Origin of the sequence: Streptomyces sp. NPDC101776 (genome assembly GCF_044766845.1) — a bacterium.
Lineage (GTDB): Bacteria > Actinomycetota > Actinomycetes > Streptomycetales > Streptomycetaceae > Streptomyces.
In genome coordinates, this window is the sequence record NZ_JBIWMV010000020.1 from 161994 (window position 1) to 179415 (window position 17422).

The following is a 17422-nucleotide window of genomic DNA, read 5'->3' on the forward strand; positions in this document are numbered from 1 at the left end:
TCAGTCCTCCCGGGAGCGCAGGACGCGGACCGCGACCAGGGACAGCAGGAGGACGAGGATCACCAGGAGGAAGGAGTTCGCCGCGCCCGTGCCGAGGTCGGAGGCCGAGATGTGGTGGTAGAGGTAAAGACCCGATGTGGTCGAGGAGTTGTACGGTCCGCCCTTGGTGATCATGAACGGCTCCAGGAACATCTGGGAGACGCCGAGGGTGGAGATGACCAGGAAGAAGCTGACGGAGCGGCGGACCAGCGGGAGTGTGACGGAGAAGAAGGTGCGCACCGGCCCGGCTCCGTCGAGGGCCGACGCCTCGTACACCTCGGGCGGGATGCCCTGGACCGCGGCCAGCATGATGATCAGGGCGAAGCCGCTGGTCTTCCAGAGGACGAAGAGCGCGATGGCCGGCTTGGCCCAGGCGGTCGTGGTCAGCCAGCCGATCTGCGGTCCGCCGAGCGCGCCGAGCACCCGGTTCAGCAGGCCGAAGTGGTCGTCGAAGATCAGGATGAAGGCCTGCGCCATCGCTGCCAGGGGTGTCACGTAGGGCAGGATCACGACGGTGCGCAGCGCCTTCTTGAACCTCAGCCGTGAGCGGGTCAGGAGGCTGGCGACCGCGACCGCGCCGAGGGTCTGGGCGGGCACGATCAGCAGCCACATCAGCCCGGTGTTGCCGAGCGAGTCCCAGAAGCCGGGGTCGCTCAGCAGGTAGGTGTAGTTCGACCAGCCCACCCAGCGCAGGGCGCCCGCGCCGTGCCAGTTGCTGAAGCTCAACTCCAGGGCGTAGCCGAGGGGGTAGGCCGTGAAGGCGGCGAAGAGCAGCAGGAACGGCGCGACCAGGCCGAGCCCCCACCAGCCCTCGCGCCGGGCCCGCACCGAGCCGGGGCGCCGGCCCGGGGGACGCCGGGCCGGGCGGGGCGCCGGGTTCTGCTCACCGGTCCTCGGCGCCCGTGTGTTCCAGGTCAGGTTCGTCATGCCCGTCAGGCCCGGTCGACGAGGTTGGTCTGGATGTCGGACGTGGACTTCTTGATGACGTCGGCGACGCTCATCTTCCCGTCCATCAGCTTCTGGAGGTTCGGGCCGAGGTAGGTGGTGGCGGCCTGGGTGAACCAGGACGGGATGCGGTAGCCCGCGGGGATGGCGAGCGAGGCCTTGGTGCCGACCTCCCACAGGTTCTGGTTGCCGAGGCCGGGCAGCGGCTTGAAGAGCGGGCTCGCCGGGTCGAGCGCGGACTTCACCGACGGCAGGGCGGTGTTCAGGCCGTTGGGGTAGACGCTGTTGCTGCCGAAGACGGCCTTGTAGCCCTCGGGGCTGTAGACCGCGTGCTCGTAGAAGAGCCAGGCGAGATCCGGCTCGGCCGCCTTGGCGGGGATGACGAAGGAGCTGCCGCCCATGACGCCGGAGCGCGCGCCGCCCGGTGTCCACGCGGGCAGTTGGCCCACCCGCCAGTGGCCGGTGCTCTTCTTGAACGTGCCCTGGACCAGGAAGTTGTACCAGATCGCCCAGGGGACGAGGGAGACCGTTCCGCCGTCGGCCTGCGCGATCTGCGCGGTGCCGGCGAACTTGCTGCGGGCTCCGAGGCCCTCGTCGGCGACCTTCTTGATCCAGGTGAGGGCGGTCCGGAAGGCGTCGGTGTCGAGGGTGAGCTTGCCCTTGGCGTCGACCAGGCCGGTGCCCTGCTGCTGGTTGACGAGCATCATCAGCCACTGCGTGGCCAGGTTCGGGTCCTGCTCCAGCGGGATCGGCCGGGCCTTGGCGTCGCGGCCCTTGATCTCCCTGGCGGCGTCCAACAGGGCGTCGTACGAGGTGAGTTGAGAAGGGTCGACCTTGGCGGCGGACAGGATGTCCTCGCGGTAGTAGAGCAGACCCGGGTCGGTGTCCCAGGGGATGCCGACCAGGCGGCCGTCGCTGGTGTTGCTGTCCAGCTTGTACTGCACGGTGTCGGCGCGGTACTTGGACATCTGCGCGGTGAGATCGGTCAGGTGCTCGGCCTGGCCCAGGACGCTGCCGTCGCCGAAGAAGGAGCCGTCGGGCACGCCCGCGCCGGAGATCAGGGCCGGGGGCAGCTTGGTGTCGATGTCGACGCCGACGAGCTTGACGGTCACCTTCGGGTACTTCTTGGTGAACGAGGGCACCACGCCGCGGAACACCTTCAGCAGGTCGTCGTCGCGGAACCACAGGGTCGCGGTGCCCTTCGCCTGGGTGGGCACGGTCGAGCCGAGTGCCTTCGGGGCCGCGCTGCTGCCGGGAGCACAGGCGCTGAGCGCACCGGTCGCGGCGGCCCCGATCCCGGCCGCGCCCATCAGACGCAGCAGGGATCGGCGTGAGGTACCGGCGGCGGGGCCCACGGCGGGTGCGGCGGCTCTGTGGTCGGAGCTGGACGATGACATGCGGGTCTCCTTTGACTGCCGCTGACTTCAGCGAGGCATGCGGGTGAGTGGGTGGGCGTGCTGACGAAGGCGTGAGTGGGGTGGCGACGCGCACAGGCGGTGCCACGGGATGAAGGGCGACGAGGGAGGACGTCACGGCCACTGGCGAGCGTGCTCGGGTGAAGCGGCTCCAGCGCCGACGTACGGTCCGTGTCTGTCGGTTTCGCCGCCCGGGGCCCGGTGGGGAGCTTCGGTCGGCCGATCAGGTTCCAACGTTGTACCTTTGTCGTGGCGGCTGCGTCAATAGCCTGGTCGGCACTTGGACGAGGTCTTGTCGCAACCCACGGCCCGACATGCCCCAGGTGGCGGTACCGTCAGGGCTGGCAGACACAGACGGGCCGCAGAGGCCGGGACCGGACACCCGGTCACCGGCGGCGGAGCCACCGCGGTGGCCGCGAGCGGCGACGAGCCCGGAGGATCAGATGGCCCAGCCCACCCTGCACGACGTCGCGGCGCGGGCAGGAGTGTCGATCAAGACGGTGTCGAACGTGCTCCGCGGAGTGGAGGGCAGGGTGTCGGCCCGGACCGCCGCCCGGGTGCACCAGGCGATCGAGGAGATCGACTACCGCCCGAACCTGTCGGCCCGCAGGTTGCGCACCGGCCGCTCCCAGGTGATCGCGCTGGCCGTGCCCGACCTGGGCAACCCGTACTTCGCCGAGGTCGCCACCGCGATGATCGGCGCGGCCCGGAAGGCCGGCTACACCCTGCTGATCGAGGAGACCGGAGGCGAGGCCGGTGCCGAACTCGGCGCCGCCGAGCATCTGCGCGATCCGCTCATCGAAGGGGTCATCATGTCGCCGCTGGACCTCGGCGGCGAGGCACTCGCACAGCGCACCAGGTCCATGCCGATCGTGCTGCTGGGTGAGAGCCAGCCCGATGCCACCGGCGATCATGTCGCGGTCGACCATGTCGCGATCGACAACGCGGCCGCCTCGCGCGCGCTGACCGGCCATCTCCTGGACCAGGGCATCCGCCGGATCGCGGTGATCGGCCGCCAGGACCACGCACCGCACGCCACCGCGACGGCACTCCAGCGGCTGAAGGGCTATCAGGAAGCGCTGGCCGAGCGCGGCCTGGCCTTCGACGAGGAGCTGGCCCCGGCCGTCCCCGGCACTCACTACAGCAAGGAGGCCGGCGCGCGCGCCGCCGCCGAGATCCTCACCCGGGGCGAGCGCCCCGAGGCGCTGTACTGCTTCGCCGACGTGCTGGCCATCGGTGCCCTGCGCGCCGCCCACGACGCGGGGCTGCACGCACCCCACGACTTCGCCCTGGCCGGGTTCGACGGCATCGACGAGGGGCGTTTCACCATCCCCACCCTGACCACCATCCGGCCCGACTACGCCGACATGGCGCAGCAGGCCGTGTCCGCGCTGACCGAACGCATGAGCACCGAGGACCCGATCCCGCCACGCGAACTGCGCTGCGGCTGGGAGCTCGTCGTCCGCGAGAGCACCCAGCCCACGCCGTCCCCGAACTGAGCGACGCACAGCACCGGTTGCCCGCGCCCCGGTGACCCGGGCGGATCCAGCGGCGGGCGGGCCGGTGAACTACGGCCCGCCCGCTGCGAGTTCCTACTGGATGCCCTCCTTCACCAACCGCCACTGCTGGCCGTTGTAGCCGGTGGTGGACCACTGGTCGGCGATCGCGCCGTCAGCCGTCGAGTTCTGGTAGATCTCCAGCAACCTGCCGCTGTTGGCGTTGATCCAGTAGCCATAGCCGGAGTCGGTCGGGTTCGGAGTCCACCGCTGGGACGCGGTCCCGTTGGACGAGTTCTGCACGACCGCTGCGCCGTTGGCGGTGGACGCTCCGCTCACCGTCAGCAGCTTGCCGCTGTTGAGGTTGGCCAGTGTGTAGCCGCCCGAGGCGGACGCGGCGATCCGCCAGACCTGGGTGGGGTTGTTCGTGTCCCCCCACTGTCCCGTCGGGGCGCCTTCCGCGGTCAGGGCCGACGCGGTCTCCAGGTACTTCCCGCTGGTGCGGTTGACCAGCTTGAACTCTCCGTCCGCGGCCGTGCCCGACCGGTAGACGTCGATGGCGTCGAGTTCCGCGTACGTTCCGTTGTAGCCGAAGGTGATCGTGTTGTTCCCCGCGTTGAGGCTCGCGGTGAACTGGGCCCAGCCGAAGCGGCCCCAGTCGACGGTGGCCGGATAGCTGAGCGTGGTGGCACTGCCGCCGTTCACGCTCACGGTGTGACTGCTGGTGGCGCCCGTTCCGTTGTCGTAGCGGACGTTGACGGTGTACGTCCCGGCCGTCGGCACGTTCACGTGGGTGAAGGAGACCTTGCTGTCCGAGTAGTTGATGTTGCCCACCTTGCTGCCCCCGTCCGCGTCGGCGTGGGAGACGAGCGTGGTGTCGGTCAGGGTGGCGCGCTCGGCCTCGTAGTGGTGGGCGTTGAGCGGGATCGATCCGACCCGGATGTCGTTGTAGGTGGTGGCCGAGTTCTCCACGTCGGTGGCCTGGAACAGGGTGTTCCCGTCCACGCTGGTGTCGAAGGCCTGGGCGAAGCCGGCGAAGGTGCCGCCCTGGGTGTCACTGGAGTCGTAGGTCACCGCATACGGCAACCGCTCCCAAGGTCCCTGGCCGAGGTTGTAGTTGACCATGAAGTTCTGGCCGCCGCTGATGTTCCCCGACGCGTCCAGTCCCCACTTCGAGGAGACGATGACCATGCCGTTCGGGCCGCCCGCCGGGACCCACTTCACGAAGGGCGAGGATCCGATGCCCCGGCCGTTGGCGAGCTTGATCGGTGTGCCGAGGTCGTTCGCGGTCCAGGTGATGCCGTCGTCGGAGAACTTGTAGTAGACCACTGCCGTGTTCAGCGACTGCGAGGGGCGGTTGACGACCTCGTAGACCGCCATGTACTTCCCGTTCGGCAGCGCGGTCACCGTGATCATGCCGGGTCTGTCACTGCTGTTGGGGATCGCGGCGACGTTGCCCTCCGTGCCCCAGGTGGCTCCGCCGTCCGCCGACACTCGGTAGGAGACGGCCTGGAGTACGCCGTTGGCCTTCTGCCGCTCGTCGGAGAAGTAGCAGACCAGGTCTCCGGCCTCGTCCAGACCCAGCGACGGCTCCCACACGGTGGTGGTGGTCGAGGTCGGGCTCGGGTCGTACACGGCGGGGCCGCCGCTGTCCACGGTGCTCAGGTAGGACCAGGTCGCGCCGTGGTCGGTGCTCTTGTAGACCACGAGCCGGCTGCTGGACTTGTCCGACGGCATGATGTTGCCGGCCAGGAGAATCGTTCCGGCCGCGAGACCGTCCGTGGCCTGCGGCACCTCGTAGAGGAACGGCTGCGAGGTCTTGATCAGCGAGGAGAAGGTGTTTCCCGGCACCACGTCGCTCAGGTGCGTCCAGGTCACTCCGTTGTCGTCACTGGAGTAGATCGGGTACACCTGCTTTCCGTTGACCCAGACCAACTGGTCGTAGGTCACCAGGATGCGGCCGTTGCTGGAGCCGCCGTGCTTCAGCACGATGGTCTTCGCGTAGGTCGTGCCGGCGGGATCGAAGGAACTCCCCGCGGCGGGCGAGTACACGAGCGAGCCGTTGCCGGTGGTGACGGCCCACGCCGTGCCGGGAACGGCGACCAGCGCCACGCAGGACACGAGCAGGAGGAGCCACCGCAGGGCGGCGCGCCCCAGGGGGAAGGAAGGACGTTCGGGCAGGCGCATACGAGTCCTCATCAGCGGGTGGGGTGGGGTGACTGCGACCCGGCGGAGCGCTCCGCCGGGGCCGGGCGACGGCCGGCACCAGCCGTGCCGGAAGCAGCGCGGGGGCGAGGATCACCCGACCACCACGTCTGGTTCCAACGTTGTACCTAGCGGGCTGACGGGCGTCAATAGATCTGTCCCACCCCGAGTGCCGAGCAGAAGATCGAGGACGGCTCCGAGCCCTCGCCACCGATTGCGGTGCGCCTGCGGCGCGAGTTGCTGATCGTCAGAAAGGAACGCCCGCACCGAAGTGCCCCACTATGCCTCACCGGCTTCGACGGACTGGCGCTGACCTGCTTGGCGACAGCGCCCAGAACCAGATCCGGCCGGAGGGGCGCCCGGACCCCAGCGACCCGAAACAGCACCACTCAGGTTGTCTCCGCCGTGCGCCGGGGGATCCGTCGCGTCGATCGTCTGCTTCCCGGTCATCCCGCCGCCGTCGACCCGTTCACCGGTTTCCTTCCTCCTGATCGGCGACAAGCATGATGCCGCCGCGGAGCCCGCCCTTCGCCAACATGGTGTGTGCTTCGGCGACCCGCTCGAACGGGAACGTCCTGGTGACCCTCAGCCGCAGCCGACCGCTCTCCACCAGGCCTGCCATTACGGCGAGTTCGGCACCGTCCGCACGCGCCTGGGCCAGGCCGACCTTGATGCCACGCTCCGAGGGCGGTGTGTTCGGCGGCCTCACCGCGACGAAGGAGCCACCGTCGCGCACGGCCCCGATCACCGAGGACCCGAGCGACGCGGCGTCGAGGAGTCCGTCGACCCCGCCCGGCACGGCCTCGCGCACCGCGTCGGCGGGACGGTCGCTGCGGGCGACGAAGGTCGCCCCGAGGTCGGTGAGGTACGACTCGTCCTCCGGAGCGGCGACGCCGACCACCCCCAGACCCTGGTGCCGGGCCGACTGGACCGCGAAGCCGCCGGCCGCTCCGGTGACGGCGATCCGGTCACCGACCTTGAGCCCGAGTATCCGCAGCGACTGCGCCGCGGTGTGGGCATTGAGCGGCAGCGTCGCCGCGGCGGCCGATGCCACGCCCGCCGGGGCGGGCGCGAGGGAGGCCGCGGGCAGCACCACGAACTCCGCCTGTGTACCGATCTTGGTCTCCGGCCAGTTCGACATCGCCGGCACGGCCTGCCCGATGTCGAAGCCGGACACACCGGGCCCGAATCGCCTCGACGGTCCCGGCGGCGTCGACACCGAGGACGTACGTCGGTCCCGCAGGCACCATCGGCCCCAAGTAACCCGCCCTGGCGACCACGTCCAGCGGGTGTAGGGCGGCCGCGCGCACCCTGACGCGCACGTGACCGGCGGTGACCTCGGGAACCGGACGTTCGCCGACGGTGAGGTCATCCGGGCCGCCGAACGCGGTGAAGTGACGGCACGCATGGCGCCGAGCGGACCGGTGTGCGGGGACTTCGTCATCAGGAGATTCCTTGCGCAGACAGGGGGGGGCGACGGCCGGGGTGATCCGGATTGGACCGACGCGATGGGCCATGGCACCACCCTCACCCCGTCCCGCCCGGTGCCCCCAGCCAGACCGCCGCACCGCGGCCAAAGATCCATGGTGATCGATGAGGCGCCTCTATGATTCCGCCATGGATGCGACGGACCGGCGGATCGTGCAGTGCCTTCTACGGGACGGACGGGCGTCCTTCCGGCGTATCGCCGAGGTGGCCGAGGTCTCCGAGCAGACCGTGGCCCGTCGCTACCGCGCCCTGGTCGCCGACGGAGCCGTCCGCGTACGTGCCCTGCCCAGCCACGCACAGCTCGGCGACCGGACCTGGTTCGTGCGGGTCCAGTGCCGTCCCGACGCCACCGACGCCCTCGCGGACGCACTCGCCGCCCGCGAGGACACCTCCTACGTCAGCGTCACCTCCGGCGGCTCCGAGATCGTGTGCCAGACCCACACCGGCCTCCGCGACCAGGGCGGATCGGTCCTGCAACGCCTGCCACGCACCGCGAAGGTTTTGGGCTTCAACGCCAGTGCGGTCATGCACATGTACCTGGGCAGCGGCGCCAAATGGCTCGCGTTCGACGACCCGCTCACCGACGACCAGGCGGCTCTCCTGCACGCCTCCGACCACCAGCAACGCGCCACCACCGGCGGAGACCTGGCGGCGCAGGAAGTCCCGAACGCGGCAGTGCCGCGCGAGCAGGACGGCCCGCTGATGGCCGAACTCGCCCGCGACGGACGGGCCGGAGTGGTCGAACTCGCCCGTGCCTGCGGCTGGTCGAAGTCCCGGGTCTCCACGCGCCTGGAGGAACTGCTCTCGGCGGGTGCCCTGCGCGTCGCCGTGGACCTGGCCTACCCGCGCTTCGGCTTCCATGCCCCCGCCTACCTGTGGCTCACCGTCGCCCCGGGCCGGCTGAACGCCACCGGCGAGGTCCTCTCCGCCCATCCCGAGACCACCTTCGCCGCCGCGGTCACCGGATCCGCCAACCTCGTGGTGACGGTCACCTGCCGCACCATGGACGACCTCTTCTCCTACGTCACCACCAAGGTCGGTGCCCTCGAAGGGGTCCAGCAGGTCGACGTCGTCCCGGTCCTGCACCGCCTCAAACAGGCGGGCACCCGGCTCCGCGACGGCCACCTGATCCCGACCTGACCGCTACCGGTCGACGATCACGGCTGAGCGTCCGCCGTGCCGTCCGATGCCGTGATCGGCGCCAACTCCTGGTCCACGCGCACCCGTTGCCGTATGCGCCGGTCTCGGTCGTGGCCGTGGTGGGCGAGCATCGCGACGCGGGCCGCCTCGGCGTCCTGGGTCCGGATGGCCTCGGTGATGGCGCGGTGTTCGGCGAAGGCGGCGGTGAAGGTGTCGGCGACTTCGGGGGTGCGCCAGGGCGCGCTCGTCTTCACCTGGGCGTCGAGGGTCCGCAGCAGGGCGACGACGGTTCCGTTGTGGGCGGCTTGGCGGACCGCGTCGTGCCAGTCGTTGAGGCTCCGTCGGATGTGCGCGGGTTCGTTCAGGGACCGGGCGTGGTCGAGGTGGGCGTCCAACCGCACCATGTCGACCGGGCTGCGGCGCAGCGCCGCCGATTCGGCGGCCGTGGCGTCCAACACCGCCTGGATCTCGAAGAGTTCGAGCATCTCCTCGTCGGAACGCAGCCGCAGCGTGAACCCGCGCCGGGTGGGCACCAGCAGCCCGTCCCGCTCCAGCAGGGCCAGCGCCTCGCGCACCGGGGTCCGGGAGACCGCGAACTCCTCGCTCAGCGCGAGCGGTACGAGCGAGGCGTCCGCCGGGTAGTGCCCGGAGGTCAGCCGCTGCCTGAGGGTGTCGTAGATCGTGTCCCGTGTGCTCTTCATCCGCTTCCTCGTCGTGGGCCCGTGGGCCGGGACCGATCATGCCCGATGCGGGGGCGGCCCGTCACGGCCTGCCGGTCGCTAGGGGCAGTTCCGGGTGGGCCCGCCACTCGCTGAGCGAGCCGTCGTAGAGGACGACGTCGTCGATGCCGATCTCGTGCAGGGCGAGTGCCAGTCCGGCCGCGTTGATCGCCCCGCCGCAGTAGAGGACCGTCCCGGCTCCCTGCCGCAGGCCGTGTTCGTGTGCCAGGCGGGCGGTGCGCGCGGGGTCGAGTGTGTGGTGCGGGCCGAGGAGGTCGGCGTAGGGCAGGTTCGTGGTGCGGGGTATGTGTCCGGAGCGGGGGCGGGCGGGGTCGCCCAGGTACTCGGTGCGGCGCAGGGCACACACGGCCGGGGTGGGGTCGTCCGCGTCGGCTATGCGACGCATCCGGTCCAGGTCCGTGAAGTGCTCGCGGGCCGGGGCCGCGACGACGTCGCCCGGTGACGGTGGTGTCTCGCGCCCCTCGGTGACCGGGAGTTGGGCCGCCTCCCATGCGGTGAGTCCGCCGTCGAGGACCCGGACGCGGGTGATGCCCGCCGAGCGCAGGACCCACCACACGCGGGCGGCCCAGGCGCCCGTGAGTCTGTCGTAGACGACGACGGTGGAGTCCCGGCCGATGCCCAACTCCCGTGCGTGGGCGGCGATGTGATCGCTGGACGGTCGGGTGAAGGGGAAGGGGGCCTCGGGGTCGGAGAAGCCGGCCATGAGGTCGGCGAAGTGGGCGCCGGGGATGCGGCGTTCGGTGTGCAGGGCGAGACCGCTGACGAAGACGGTGGTGCCGTCCGGTTCGGTGCGCCGGTCCACGGTGGCGTCGAGGAGAACGACGTCGTCCAAGTGCCCCTGCAACCAAGCCGCGTTGACGAGAACGGAGGCGGTCATGAGCGGCCTCCCGAGCGGGCGCGGTGACGCCACTCGCCGCGTTCGGGGCGGGCGAGGCCGAGGTTGTCGCGCAGGGTGCCGCCCGTGTAGGCGGTGCGCACAAGGCCGCGGCGGCGCAGTTCGGGGACGACGTGGTCGGCGAACTCCTCGAAGGCGGCGGGGACATGGGTGGCCTGGATCATGAAGCCGTCGGCCGCGCCGGCGTCGAGCCACTCCTCCATGGTGTCGGCGATGTCCGCGGGCGAGCCGATCATGTTGCCCTCGGTGCGGGCGCCGTACCAGCGGCCGATCTCGCGCACGCTGAGCTTCTCGCGTTCGGCGAACTCGACGACTTCGCGGTAGTGGCCCTCGACTCCCACCTCCGCCAAGGAAGGCAGCGGACCGTCGAGGTCGTAGCGGGTGAGGTCCACGTTGACGTGGTAGGCCAGCCGCGACAATCCGGCCTCGGGATGCACGAGTTGGGTGAACGCCTCGTGTTTGGCGAGCGCGTCCCGCAGGTCGGTGCCCACGACCGTCGTCGCGGCCGGGAGCACCTTGAGCTGTTCGGGATCACGGCCGTGCGCGGCGGCACGGGACTTGATGTCGGCGTAGAAGGCGACGGCCGACTCCAGCGACTCGTGGCTGCAGAAGATGACGTCCGCCCAGCGGGCCGCGAAGTCCCGGCCGGCCGGGGAGGCGCCCGCCTGGATGATCACCGGGTAGCCCTGGGGCGGCCGGGGAACGCTCAACGGGCCGCGTACGCCGAAGCGTTCGCCCTTGTGGTCCACGGCGTGCACCCGGTCGGGCCTGCCGTAGATCCCGCTGTCCTTGTCGGCGACGATCGCGTCGTCGGCCCAACTGTCCCAGAGTCGGGTGGTGACCTCCAGGAACTCCTCGGCCCGGTCGTAGCGGGACTGCCGGTCGGGGAGTCTGTCCTGACCGAAGTTCTGGGCCTCGGCGTCCTGGAAGCTGGTGACCACGTTCCAGCCGGCCCGGCCGCCGAGGAGGTGGTCCAGGGTGGCCATGCCGCGGGCGACGTGGAACGGCTCCTGGTAGCCGGTGGACACGGTGGCGGCGACGCCGAGGTGTTGCGTCGCGGCGGCCATCAGCGTGATGACCGGGATCGGGTCCAGGCGCGGGGTGCCGGTGCCCCAGGTGACGGCGGGGTCGTAGGAGTCGCCGAGGCTGCGGGGCACGGCGAGGGAGTCGGGGACGAACGCCATGTCGAAGCCGGCGCCCTCCAGGACGCGGGCGATACGGGTGTAGTGGGCGGCGGTGAGGAAGCCGTCGCCGGCGTCGGGGTGCCGCCAGCCGACGGTGCCCTGTGGCCCCGCGTTGAGGAAGGCGGCGAGGTGCAGGCGGGGGCCGGGATCGGCGTCGTCGGTCGTCAAGTGGTGCTCCCTGAAAGGTCGTTCGGCGGTCCGGCTCAGACGGCGAGCAGGGACAGCTCGTCGAGCAGGGCCACGGCGAAGGACCCGGTGCCGGTGGTCCGGGCACCGGCGCGTTCGGCCGCGACGGCGTACGCGGCATGCGCGACGGCGGTGGCGCTCAGCGCGTCGGGGACGACGGCGAGCGCGCCCGCGATCAGCGCGCCGAGGCTGCATCCGGCACCGGTCACCTGGGTCAGCCGTATGTCGCCGCCGGGTACGGCCACCGTGCGGGTGCCGTCCGTCAGGTAGTCGGTGGGGCCGCTGACGGCGACGATCGCGCCGGTGCGCCGGGCGAGGTCCTCGACGACACCGACGGCGTCCTCGGAGGAGAGGGTGGTCTCCACTCCCCTGCCGGTGCTGTCGCCGCCCGCGAGCGCGGTGAGTTCGCTGGCGTTGCCTCGGATGACGGTGGGCCGGTACTCCAGGAGGGAGGCGACGAACGCGTCGTACTCGACCGCCCCGGCGCCGACCGCGACCGGGTCGAGGACCCAGCGGGTGCCCGCCGCGTGGGCGGTGCGGGCGGCGGCGGTGACGGGCTCGGCGGGGTTGCCGATCAGGGCGGCCGTGTTGATCCAGACGGCGCCCGCGCCGGCCGGGAAGACGGTGGGGAAGTCGGCCGCGGCGCCGATGGCGGGGCCCGCGCCGACGGCCAGCAGGACGTTGGCGCTGAGGTTGGCGGCGACGTAGTTGGTGAGGCCGTAGACGAACGGGGAGCCGGAGCGGATGGCCGCGATGCCTTCGGCGACCGACGGGTCTGCGTAGGTGATCTCTTCCATGTATGCAACTGTATGCAGCAGTGCCGCCGCCCCTCCAAGGCCTTGCGGCCTCATTTCACGAAGGTGCAACAACCGGCCGGGATCGTCCTTCCACGGCCCTGCACGGCTCTACGCGGCCTTCCGCTTTTCGCCGCGCCCCCGCTGCCCGAGTACGTAGCCCGCCTGAAGACGCGTCCTGGCTCCCAGCGCGTCCATGAGCTCGGCGATGCGCCGCTGGCAGGTGCGCAGGGAGATGTCCAGCCGCCGCGCGATCACCTTGTCCTCAAGGCCGTTGAGCAGCATGCGCAGAATGGCGTCGTCGATCAGGGCCGAGGTGGAGCGTGCGCTGTCGTGGTCGTAGCTGCCGTCGAAGGGCCGTGCCTCGCCCCACGCGCCGGTGAGGGTGTGCCGTAGCGCCGCGACCACGGACTGCTCGCGGACGACGCTGAGCCCCGGGCCCTCCCCGGCGGGGACCACGGCGACCTCGGCGTCGACGACCAGCAGCCAGGCCGGAGGGGAGACGGTCGTGCGCACCTGGCCTCCGTCGGCGATCAGCGTCTCCACCCGCTCGCGCACCCGTACGTCGAACCTGGCCGACTCCGGCAGCAGCACCCTGAGGAGGTCGGACCGCGTCCCCGCGCTCCGCAGCCACGCGCCACGGTCCAGGTCGGCGGGTTCCTCCCACGGGTCCTGGGTGGGGAGGGAGAACAGGATCTCCCGCTTCGCCTCGACCGTGATCGTGGTGAGGACGCCCCGGGCGGCTCGCGGGTCCTCGACGCGTTGCACGTGCGGATGTTGGGGCTCGCCCGAGAAGTTGGCCCGGTACAGCGGGAGCAGGCTGTGCATCTGCTGCCGCAGCCGCTCCAGTTCGTGCTGCCGTTGCCGCAGCGCGTCGTCCTGCATCGCCAGTAGTTGCAGGGAGGCCGACATCGGGTTGACGGCGACGTAGGCGTAGGTGCAGCCGTGCACCAGATGCAGAAGGCGCAGCCGGAGGAGATCGTCGATGGCGGCGGCCGCCTCGGCCTCGGAGATGCCGAGTTCGCGTACACACCGCTGGAGGTCGACGTACTCGCTCTGTAAGGCGAGCGTGTACACGTCGCCTGCCGCGGTGCCCGCCTGCGGGACGTCCGGCAGGTCCGTTATGCCACCGATGCTCACGGTTCGTCTCCCCCTCGTAATCGTGCCTGACGCAAGTCTGTGGCTGCCCGGCAAGGGCGTCCCCCGGAGATTCTTCAACAGGAACAGATCGTGCGCCGAACCCTCTGGCGCTTTGTTCACCGTCCCGCAACACCTGGGCAGCGCACGCCGGTTGACCGCGTCCGTCACACCCCGGACGGCCGCGGCAGAGACAAGGAGATTCATGAGTAACCGTCAGCCCGAGGCACGTTCGCAGGGCCTCTGGTCCGACTTGGTTCCCGTCGCCGCCGCGCCGGAGGAGTTCGTGGCCTCTCGCGGCTCCGTCCTGGGCCGGATCCGCTTCACGGACGCCCCTGCCGACGCCGTTCTGGACGACGCCACTCCCCTCCTGACCACCCATATGACCAACGAGCACGTCCGTCCCGTCGAGGAGATCTGGCGGACGGCCCTCCCCGTGCGGACCGGCAGCACCGACGACGCCGTCTTCGCCGAGGACGGCGAGCATCTCTTCTACGCGGTACGGCTCGGCCCCAGGCCGGTGTACCGCCGTCAGGTGCGCGAACTGTACGAGAACGCCCTGGGGTTCACCTGGGAGCGTGGCTACACGGACCTGGTCCGCATGTGGAACCTCATCGGCGGCATCACCAGCCCGAACGCGGACGGCCTGGAGATCTACCGCGACTTCTGCACAGGCCGGGCGGAGGCGTTCGCCGCCTTCGCCGACCGCTTCCCCCGACTCCCGGCCGCCACCGGCATCGGCACGCTCTCCCCGGGCGTCGACGTCTGCTTCATCGCGGCGAAGCCGGGCCGGGCCGCGCACCTGGAGAACCCCCGGCAGACGCCCGCCTACAAGTACCCCTCCCAGTACGGGCCGAAGTCGCCGAGCTTCGCCCGCGCCACGTTCCTGAAGGACGCCGGCGCGCCGGGTTCCGTGACGGGGAGCCTCTTCGTCTCGGGCACGGCCAGCATTCTGGGCGACGACACGGTGCACGCCGACAACGTTGCCCTCCAGACCGAGGAGACGCTGCGCAACATCGAGGCGCTCGTCGGCGGCGACAACCTCCGCGCCCACGGCCTGGACGGTGCCGGGTACGACGTCAAGGACCTCGACCAGGTCAAGGTCTATGTGCGCGACGCCGAGCACCTTCCCGTCGTACGGAACATCTGCGAGTCGACGCTCCCCGCCGACACGGACATCTCGTATTTCAACGTCGCGGTCTGCCGGCCCGACCTGCTGGTCGAGATCGAGGGAGTGTGCAGGTGACGGACATCCTCACGGACCTGCCGACCGCTCCGACCGAGACCGTCCCGACAACCGGCAATCTCTCCCTGCGACTTGAGGACCTCGCGCGCCGCAACGGCTGGCTCGGCCGGACCGCGTACCTCCAGGGCACGCACCGCTACTCCTACGGCGAGGTGTACGAGCAGGTTCGCCGAACCGCCGTGTCCCTGCGGGGACTTGGTGTCGAGCGCGGGGACCGGGTGCTGCTGGCGCTGCCCGACAGCGTCGCCTTCGTGGTGACGTTCCTGGCCGTCCTGCGGATCGGCGCCGTGGCCGTACCGGTCAACACCTTCTTCCACGCGGACGAGTTGCGCTCCAGCGAGGAGATCGCCGAGGTCTCGCTGATCGTCGCCGACGCCTCGCTCCGCGCGGAGTTCCACGGCCGGGCCGTGACCCCGAGGGAACTGACGGAGGCCTACGACCCCGCAGGCGCCGACGCCCCGGAGCCGCTCGCGTCGGACGCCCCCGCCTTCGCCGTGTTCACGTCCGGCACCACGGGCGCACCCCGCCTCTGCTTCCACGCCCACGGCGACGCCCTGCACTTCGACCGGGCGATCGGCAGCGTCCTGGCACTCCGCCAGGGCGAGGTCTGCTACTCCGTGTCGCGCATGTACTTCGCCTACGGGCTGGGCAATTCGGTCCTCCTCCCCCTCCAGCGAGGCGCCGCCGTCGTCCTCTCCCCGCAGCGCGCGGACGAGACGAACGTCCCGCAACTCCTCGAACGCCACGGCGTGAGCGTCTTCTACGCCCAGCCCAGCTTCTACGCCAGGGTGCTCGCCCGCCCTCAAGTCGCCGACCTGCTGGGCCGGTTGCGGCTGGCGCTGGTCGCCGGCGAGACGCTGCCCCGGCCGCTGGAGGACAGGCTGCGCCGCGTCCTCGGACCACGGCTGCTGAACATCTGCGGGACCAGCGAGATCGGGCACGCCGTCCTCGCCAACGGCCCGGACGAGATCCACCCGTACAGCCTGGGCCGGATCCTCCCGCCGTACCGGGCGCGGGTCGTCGACGACGCGGGCGAGGTCGTCCCGGAGGGCGAGGTCGGGCAGTTGCAGATCTCCGGCCCCGGCATCGGCCCCGGAGTGAAACGGGGCGGCCTGCCGCCGCACCGCCTACGCCCTGAGGAGTGGTTCACCACCGGGGACTCCGCACGCGTCGACGCCAAGGGGTTCGTGTGGCTGCTCGGGCGTGTGGACGACATCGAGATCGTCGCCGGTGCCAACGTCCATCCCACCGAGGTCGAGGACCTCATCACCGGAATCGCCGGGGTCCGCGAGACCGCCGTCTGCTCGGTGCGCCGGGCCGACGGCACGACGAGCCTGCGCGCCTACGTCGTCCCCGAACCCGGAGCGGACCGGCTGGCCACGCTGGCGGCCACGATCCGCTCGACCACCGGGGCGAAGCTCACTTGGTACAAGGTCCCCGAGGACGTCGAGTTCATCGACGCGCTGCCCCGCAACAGCACGGGAAAGATTCTCCGCCGCGTCCTGCGCGGAGCGAACAGGGAGTTGCCCGATGGCACAGCATGAGACGTCCCCGCCCACCGCGAAGACACCGCCCAGCGCGTTGGCCGCCGCGCTCCTCACCATGGTGTTGTGGGCGTCCGCGTTCGTCGCGATCCGCCACATCGGCGAGAGCGTGCGACCCGGCCCGCTCGCGCTCGGCCGTCTCCTCATCGGTTCCGTCGCGCTCCTCGCCGTCGTGGCGTTCCGGCGCGAGGGACTGCCGCCGCGTGGTGCGTGGCCGGGGATCGCCGGCATGGGCGTGTTCTGGTTCGGGCTGTACATGGTGGCGCTGAACTGGGGCGAGCAGCACACGGACGCGGGGACGGCGGCCCTGCTCATCGGCGCCGGACCGCTGCTGGTGGCGCTGCTCGCCGGGTTCCTGCTGCACGAGGGGTTCCCGCGTCCCCTGCTCATCGGCCTCGCGGTGGCCTTCGCGGGCGCTGCGCTGGCCGGGGCGTCGAGCGGGGGCGGCGATTCGGCCCTTCTCGGGGTGCTGCTCTGCCTGGCAGCGGCGGCGGGTCACGCCGTCGGCGTCATCTTCCAGAAGCCCGCGCTCTCCCTCGCGTCACCGTTGCAGGTCACCGCGTACGCCAGCACGATCGGTGCCGTGGCCTGCCTGCCCTTCGCGGGTCAGCTCGTCTCCGATCTGGGCGACGCGTCGGCCGGGGCCTGGGCGGGAGTGGTGTATCTGGGGCTGCTTCCCACCGCGTTGGCGTTCTGGACCTGGTCGTACGCGCTGGCGCACATGCCGGCGGGGCGGCTGGGAGCGGTGACCTACATCGTGCCCGCGCTCACCGTGCTGCTGGCCTGGCCCACGCTGGGCGAGTTCCCCTCCGGCCTGGCGCTCGCCGGGGGTGCGCTGTGCCTGCTCGGCGTGGGGCTCTCACGCCGCCAGCCGCGCACCGCGCCCGAGCCGGTCCCGACGCGGACCCCTGCGTCCGTCGGCGAGGGCGTCTCGGGACCGGCGCCGGCGCACGACTGACCGCGTCCCG

General features: G+C 71.1%; 14 protein-coding genes and 1 pseudogene. 5 read left to right on the plus strand and 10 right to left on the minus strand.

Annotated features, from left to right (window positions below):
• Positions 1–966, minus strand: coding sequence for a carbohydrate ABC transporter permease (locus tag ACIRRY_RS41290; protein WP_403983687.1), 966 nt, complete (start codon positions 964–966; stop codon positions 1–3).
• A gap of 5 nt (positions 967–971) precedes the next feature.
• Positions 972–2381, minus strand: a complete 1410-nt coding sequence (locus ACIRRY_RS41295; protein WP_403983689.1) for an ABC transporter substrate-binding protein — start codon at positions 2379–2381, stop codon at positions 972–974.
• A gap of 461 nt (positions 2382–2842) precedes the next feature.
• Here ACIRRY_RS41295 and ACIRRY_RS41300 point away from each other — a divergent pair, with 461 nt between their 5' ends.
• Complete coding sequence (locus ACIRRY_RS41300) at positions 2843–3898, plus strand: LacI family DNA-binding transcriptional regulator (protein ID WP_403983691.1); 1056 nt, start codon at positions 2843–2845, stop codon at positions 3896–3898.
• A 93-nt stretch (positions 3899–3991) separates the two neighbouring features.
• On the opposite strand, the gene ACIRRY_RS41305 is transcribed toward ACIRRY_RS41300, so the two are convergent.
• The 3 genes and pseudogenes from ACIRRY_RS41305 to ACIRRY_RS41315 all read right to left on the minus strand — a co-directional run.
• Positions 3992–6082, minus strand: a complete 2091-nt coding sequence (locus ACIRRY_RS41305) for an RICIN domain-containing protein (protein ID WP_403983693.1) — start codon at positions 6080–6082, stop codon at positions 3992–3994.
• 487 nt (positions 6083–6569) lie between these two features.
• Entirely contained in the window at positions 6570–7277 is a 708-nt protein-coding gene (locus tag ACIRRY_RS41310; RefSeq protein ID WP_403983695.1) for a zinc-binding dehydrogenase, read from the minus strand.
• A gap of 58 nt (positions 7278–7335) precedes the next feature.
• A pseudogene (locus ACIRRY_RS41315) lies at positions 7336–7617 on the minus strand (hypothetical protein); the annotation flags it as partial.
• A 100-nt stretch (positions 7618–7717) separates the two neighbouring features.
• Here ACIRRY_RS41315 and ACIRRY_RS41320 point away from each other — a divergent pair.
• A complete protein-coding gene (locus tag ACIRRY_RS41320; protein ID WP_403983697.1) occupies positions 7718–8728 on the plus strand; it encodes an Lrp/AsnC family transcriptional regulator in 1011 nt (336 codons plus the stop codon).
• A 17-nt stretch (positions 8729–8745) separates the two neighbouring features.
• Here the strand turns inward: ACIRRY_RS41320 and ACIRRY_RS41325 are convergent, their stop codons facing one another.
• From ACIRRY_RS41325 to ACIRRY_RS41345, 5 genes are all read right to left on the minus strand, one after another.
• The gene (locus ACIRRY_RS41325; protein ID WP_403983699.1) at positions 8746–9429 is read right to left on the minus strand and encodes a GntR family transcriptional regulator; all 684 of its coding nucleotides are present in this window, start codon (positions 9427–9429) and stop codon (positions 8746–8748) included.
• 61 nt (positions 9430–9490) lie between these two features.
• On the minus strand, positions 9491–10345 hold the full coding sequence (locus ACIRRY_RS41330) for a sulfurtransferase (protein ID WP_403983701.1): 855 nt from the start codon (positions 10343–10345) through the stop codon (positions 9491–9493).
• Complete coding sequence (locus ACIRRY_RS41335) at positions 10342–11715, minus strand: LLM class flavin-dependent oxidoreductase (RefSeq protein WP_403983703.1); 1374 nt, start codon at positions 11713–11715, stop codon at positions 10342–10344. The genes ACIRRY_RS41330 and ACIRRY_RS41335 overlap by 4 nt, the downstream gene beginning before the upstream one ends.
• Positions 11716–11750: 35 nt before the next feature.
• Positions 11751–12530 carry a hydroxyethylthiazole kinase gene (locus ACIRRY_RS41340; protein WP_403983704.1) on the minus strand — a complete coding sequence of 260 codons (780 nt, stop codon included), beginning with the start codon at positions 12528–12530 and terminating at the stop codon, positions 11751–11753.
• A 108-nt stretch (positions 12531–12638) separates the two neighbouring features.
• Positions 12639–13667, minus strand: a complete 1029-nt coding sequence (locus tag ACIRRY_RS41345) for a LuxR family transcriptional regulator (protein WP_403983706.1) — start codon at positions 13665–13667, stop codon at positions 12639–12641.
• Between the two features lie 202 nt (positions 13668–13869).
• Here ACIRRY_RS41345 and ACIRRY_RS41350 point away from each other — a divergent pair, with 202 nt between their 5' ends.
• The 3 genes from ACIRRY_RS41350 to ACIRRY_RS41360 are packed head-to-tail and all read left to right on the plus strand — an operon-like array spanning position 13870 to position 17412.
• On the plus strand, positions 13870–14910 hold the full coding sequence (locus ACIRRY_RS41350; protein WP_403983707.1) for an FkbO/Hyg5 family chorismatase: 1041 nt from the start codon (positions 13870–13872) through the stop codon (positions 14908–14910).
• Positions 14907–16454 (plus strand): class I adenylate-forming enzyme family protein, encoded by a 1548-nt coding sequence (locus ACIRRY_RS41355; protein ID WP_403983709.1) that lies wholly within the window; start codon positions 14907–14909, stop codon positions 16452–16454. Before ACIRRY_RS41350 ends, ACIRRY_RS41355 begins: the two co-directional genes overlap by 4 nt.
• On the plus strand, positions 16441–17412 hold the full coding sequence (locus ACIRRY_RS41360; RefSeq protein WP_403983710.1) for a DMT family transporter: 972 nt from the start codon (positions 16441–16443) through the stop codon (positions 17410–17412). The genes ACIRRY_RS41355 and ACIRRY_RS41360 overlap by 14 nt, the downstream gene beginning before the upstream one ends.
• The last annotated feature ends 10 nt before the right edge of the window (positions 17413–17422 follow it).

What these genes read in the sequence shown, in the direction of transcription:
- ACIRRY_RS41340 (WP_403983704.1), bottom strand. Translation starts at nt 12,530, where the DNA reads ATGGAAGAGATCACCTACGCAGACCCGTCGGTCGCCGAAGGCATCGCG.
- ACIRRY_RS41350 (WP_403983707.1), top strand. Translation starts at nt 13,870, where the DNA reads ATGAGTAACCGTCAGCCCGAGGCACGTTCGCAGGGCCTCTGGTCCGAC.
- ACIRRY_RS41320 (WP_403983697.1), top strand. Translation starts at nt 7,718, where the DNA reads ATGGATGCGACGGACCGGCGGATCGTGCAGTGCCTTCTACGGGACGGA.
- ACIRRY_RS41325 (WP_403983699.1), bottom strand. Translation starts at nt 9,429, where the DNA reads ATGAAGAGCACACGGGACACGATCTACGACACCCTCAGGCAGCGGCTG.
- ACIRRY_RS41295 (WP_403983689.1), bottom strand. Translation starts at nt 2,381, where the DNA reads ATGTCATCGTCCAGCTCCGACCACAGAGCCGCCGCACCCGCCGTGGGC.
- ACIRRY_RS41305 (WP_403983693.1), bottom strand. Translation starts at nt 6,082, where the DNA reads ATGCGCCTGCCCGAACGTCCTTCCTTCCCCCTGGGGCGCGCCGCCCTG.
- ACIRRY_RS41290 (WP_403983687.1), bottom strand. Translation starts at nt 966, where the DNA reads ATGACGAACCTGACCTGGAACACACGGGCGCCGAGGACCGGTGAGCAG.
- ACIRRY_RS41300 (WP_403983691.1), top strand. Translation starts at nt 2,843, where the DNA reads ATGGCCCAGCCCACCCTGCACGACGTCGCGGCGCGGGCAGGAGTGTCG.
- ACIRRY_RS41360 (WP_403983710.1), top strand. Translation starts at nt 16,441, where the DNA reads ATGGCACAGCATGAGACGTCCCCGCCCACCGCGAAGACACCGCCCAGC.
- ACIRRY_RS41330 (WP_403983701.1), bottom strand. Translation starts at nt 10,345, where the DNA reads ATGACCGCCTCCGTTCTCGTCAACGCGGCTTGGTTGCAGGGGCACTTG.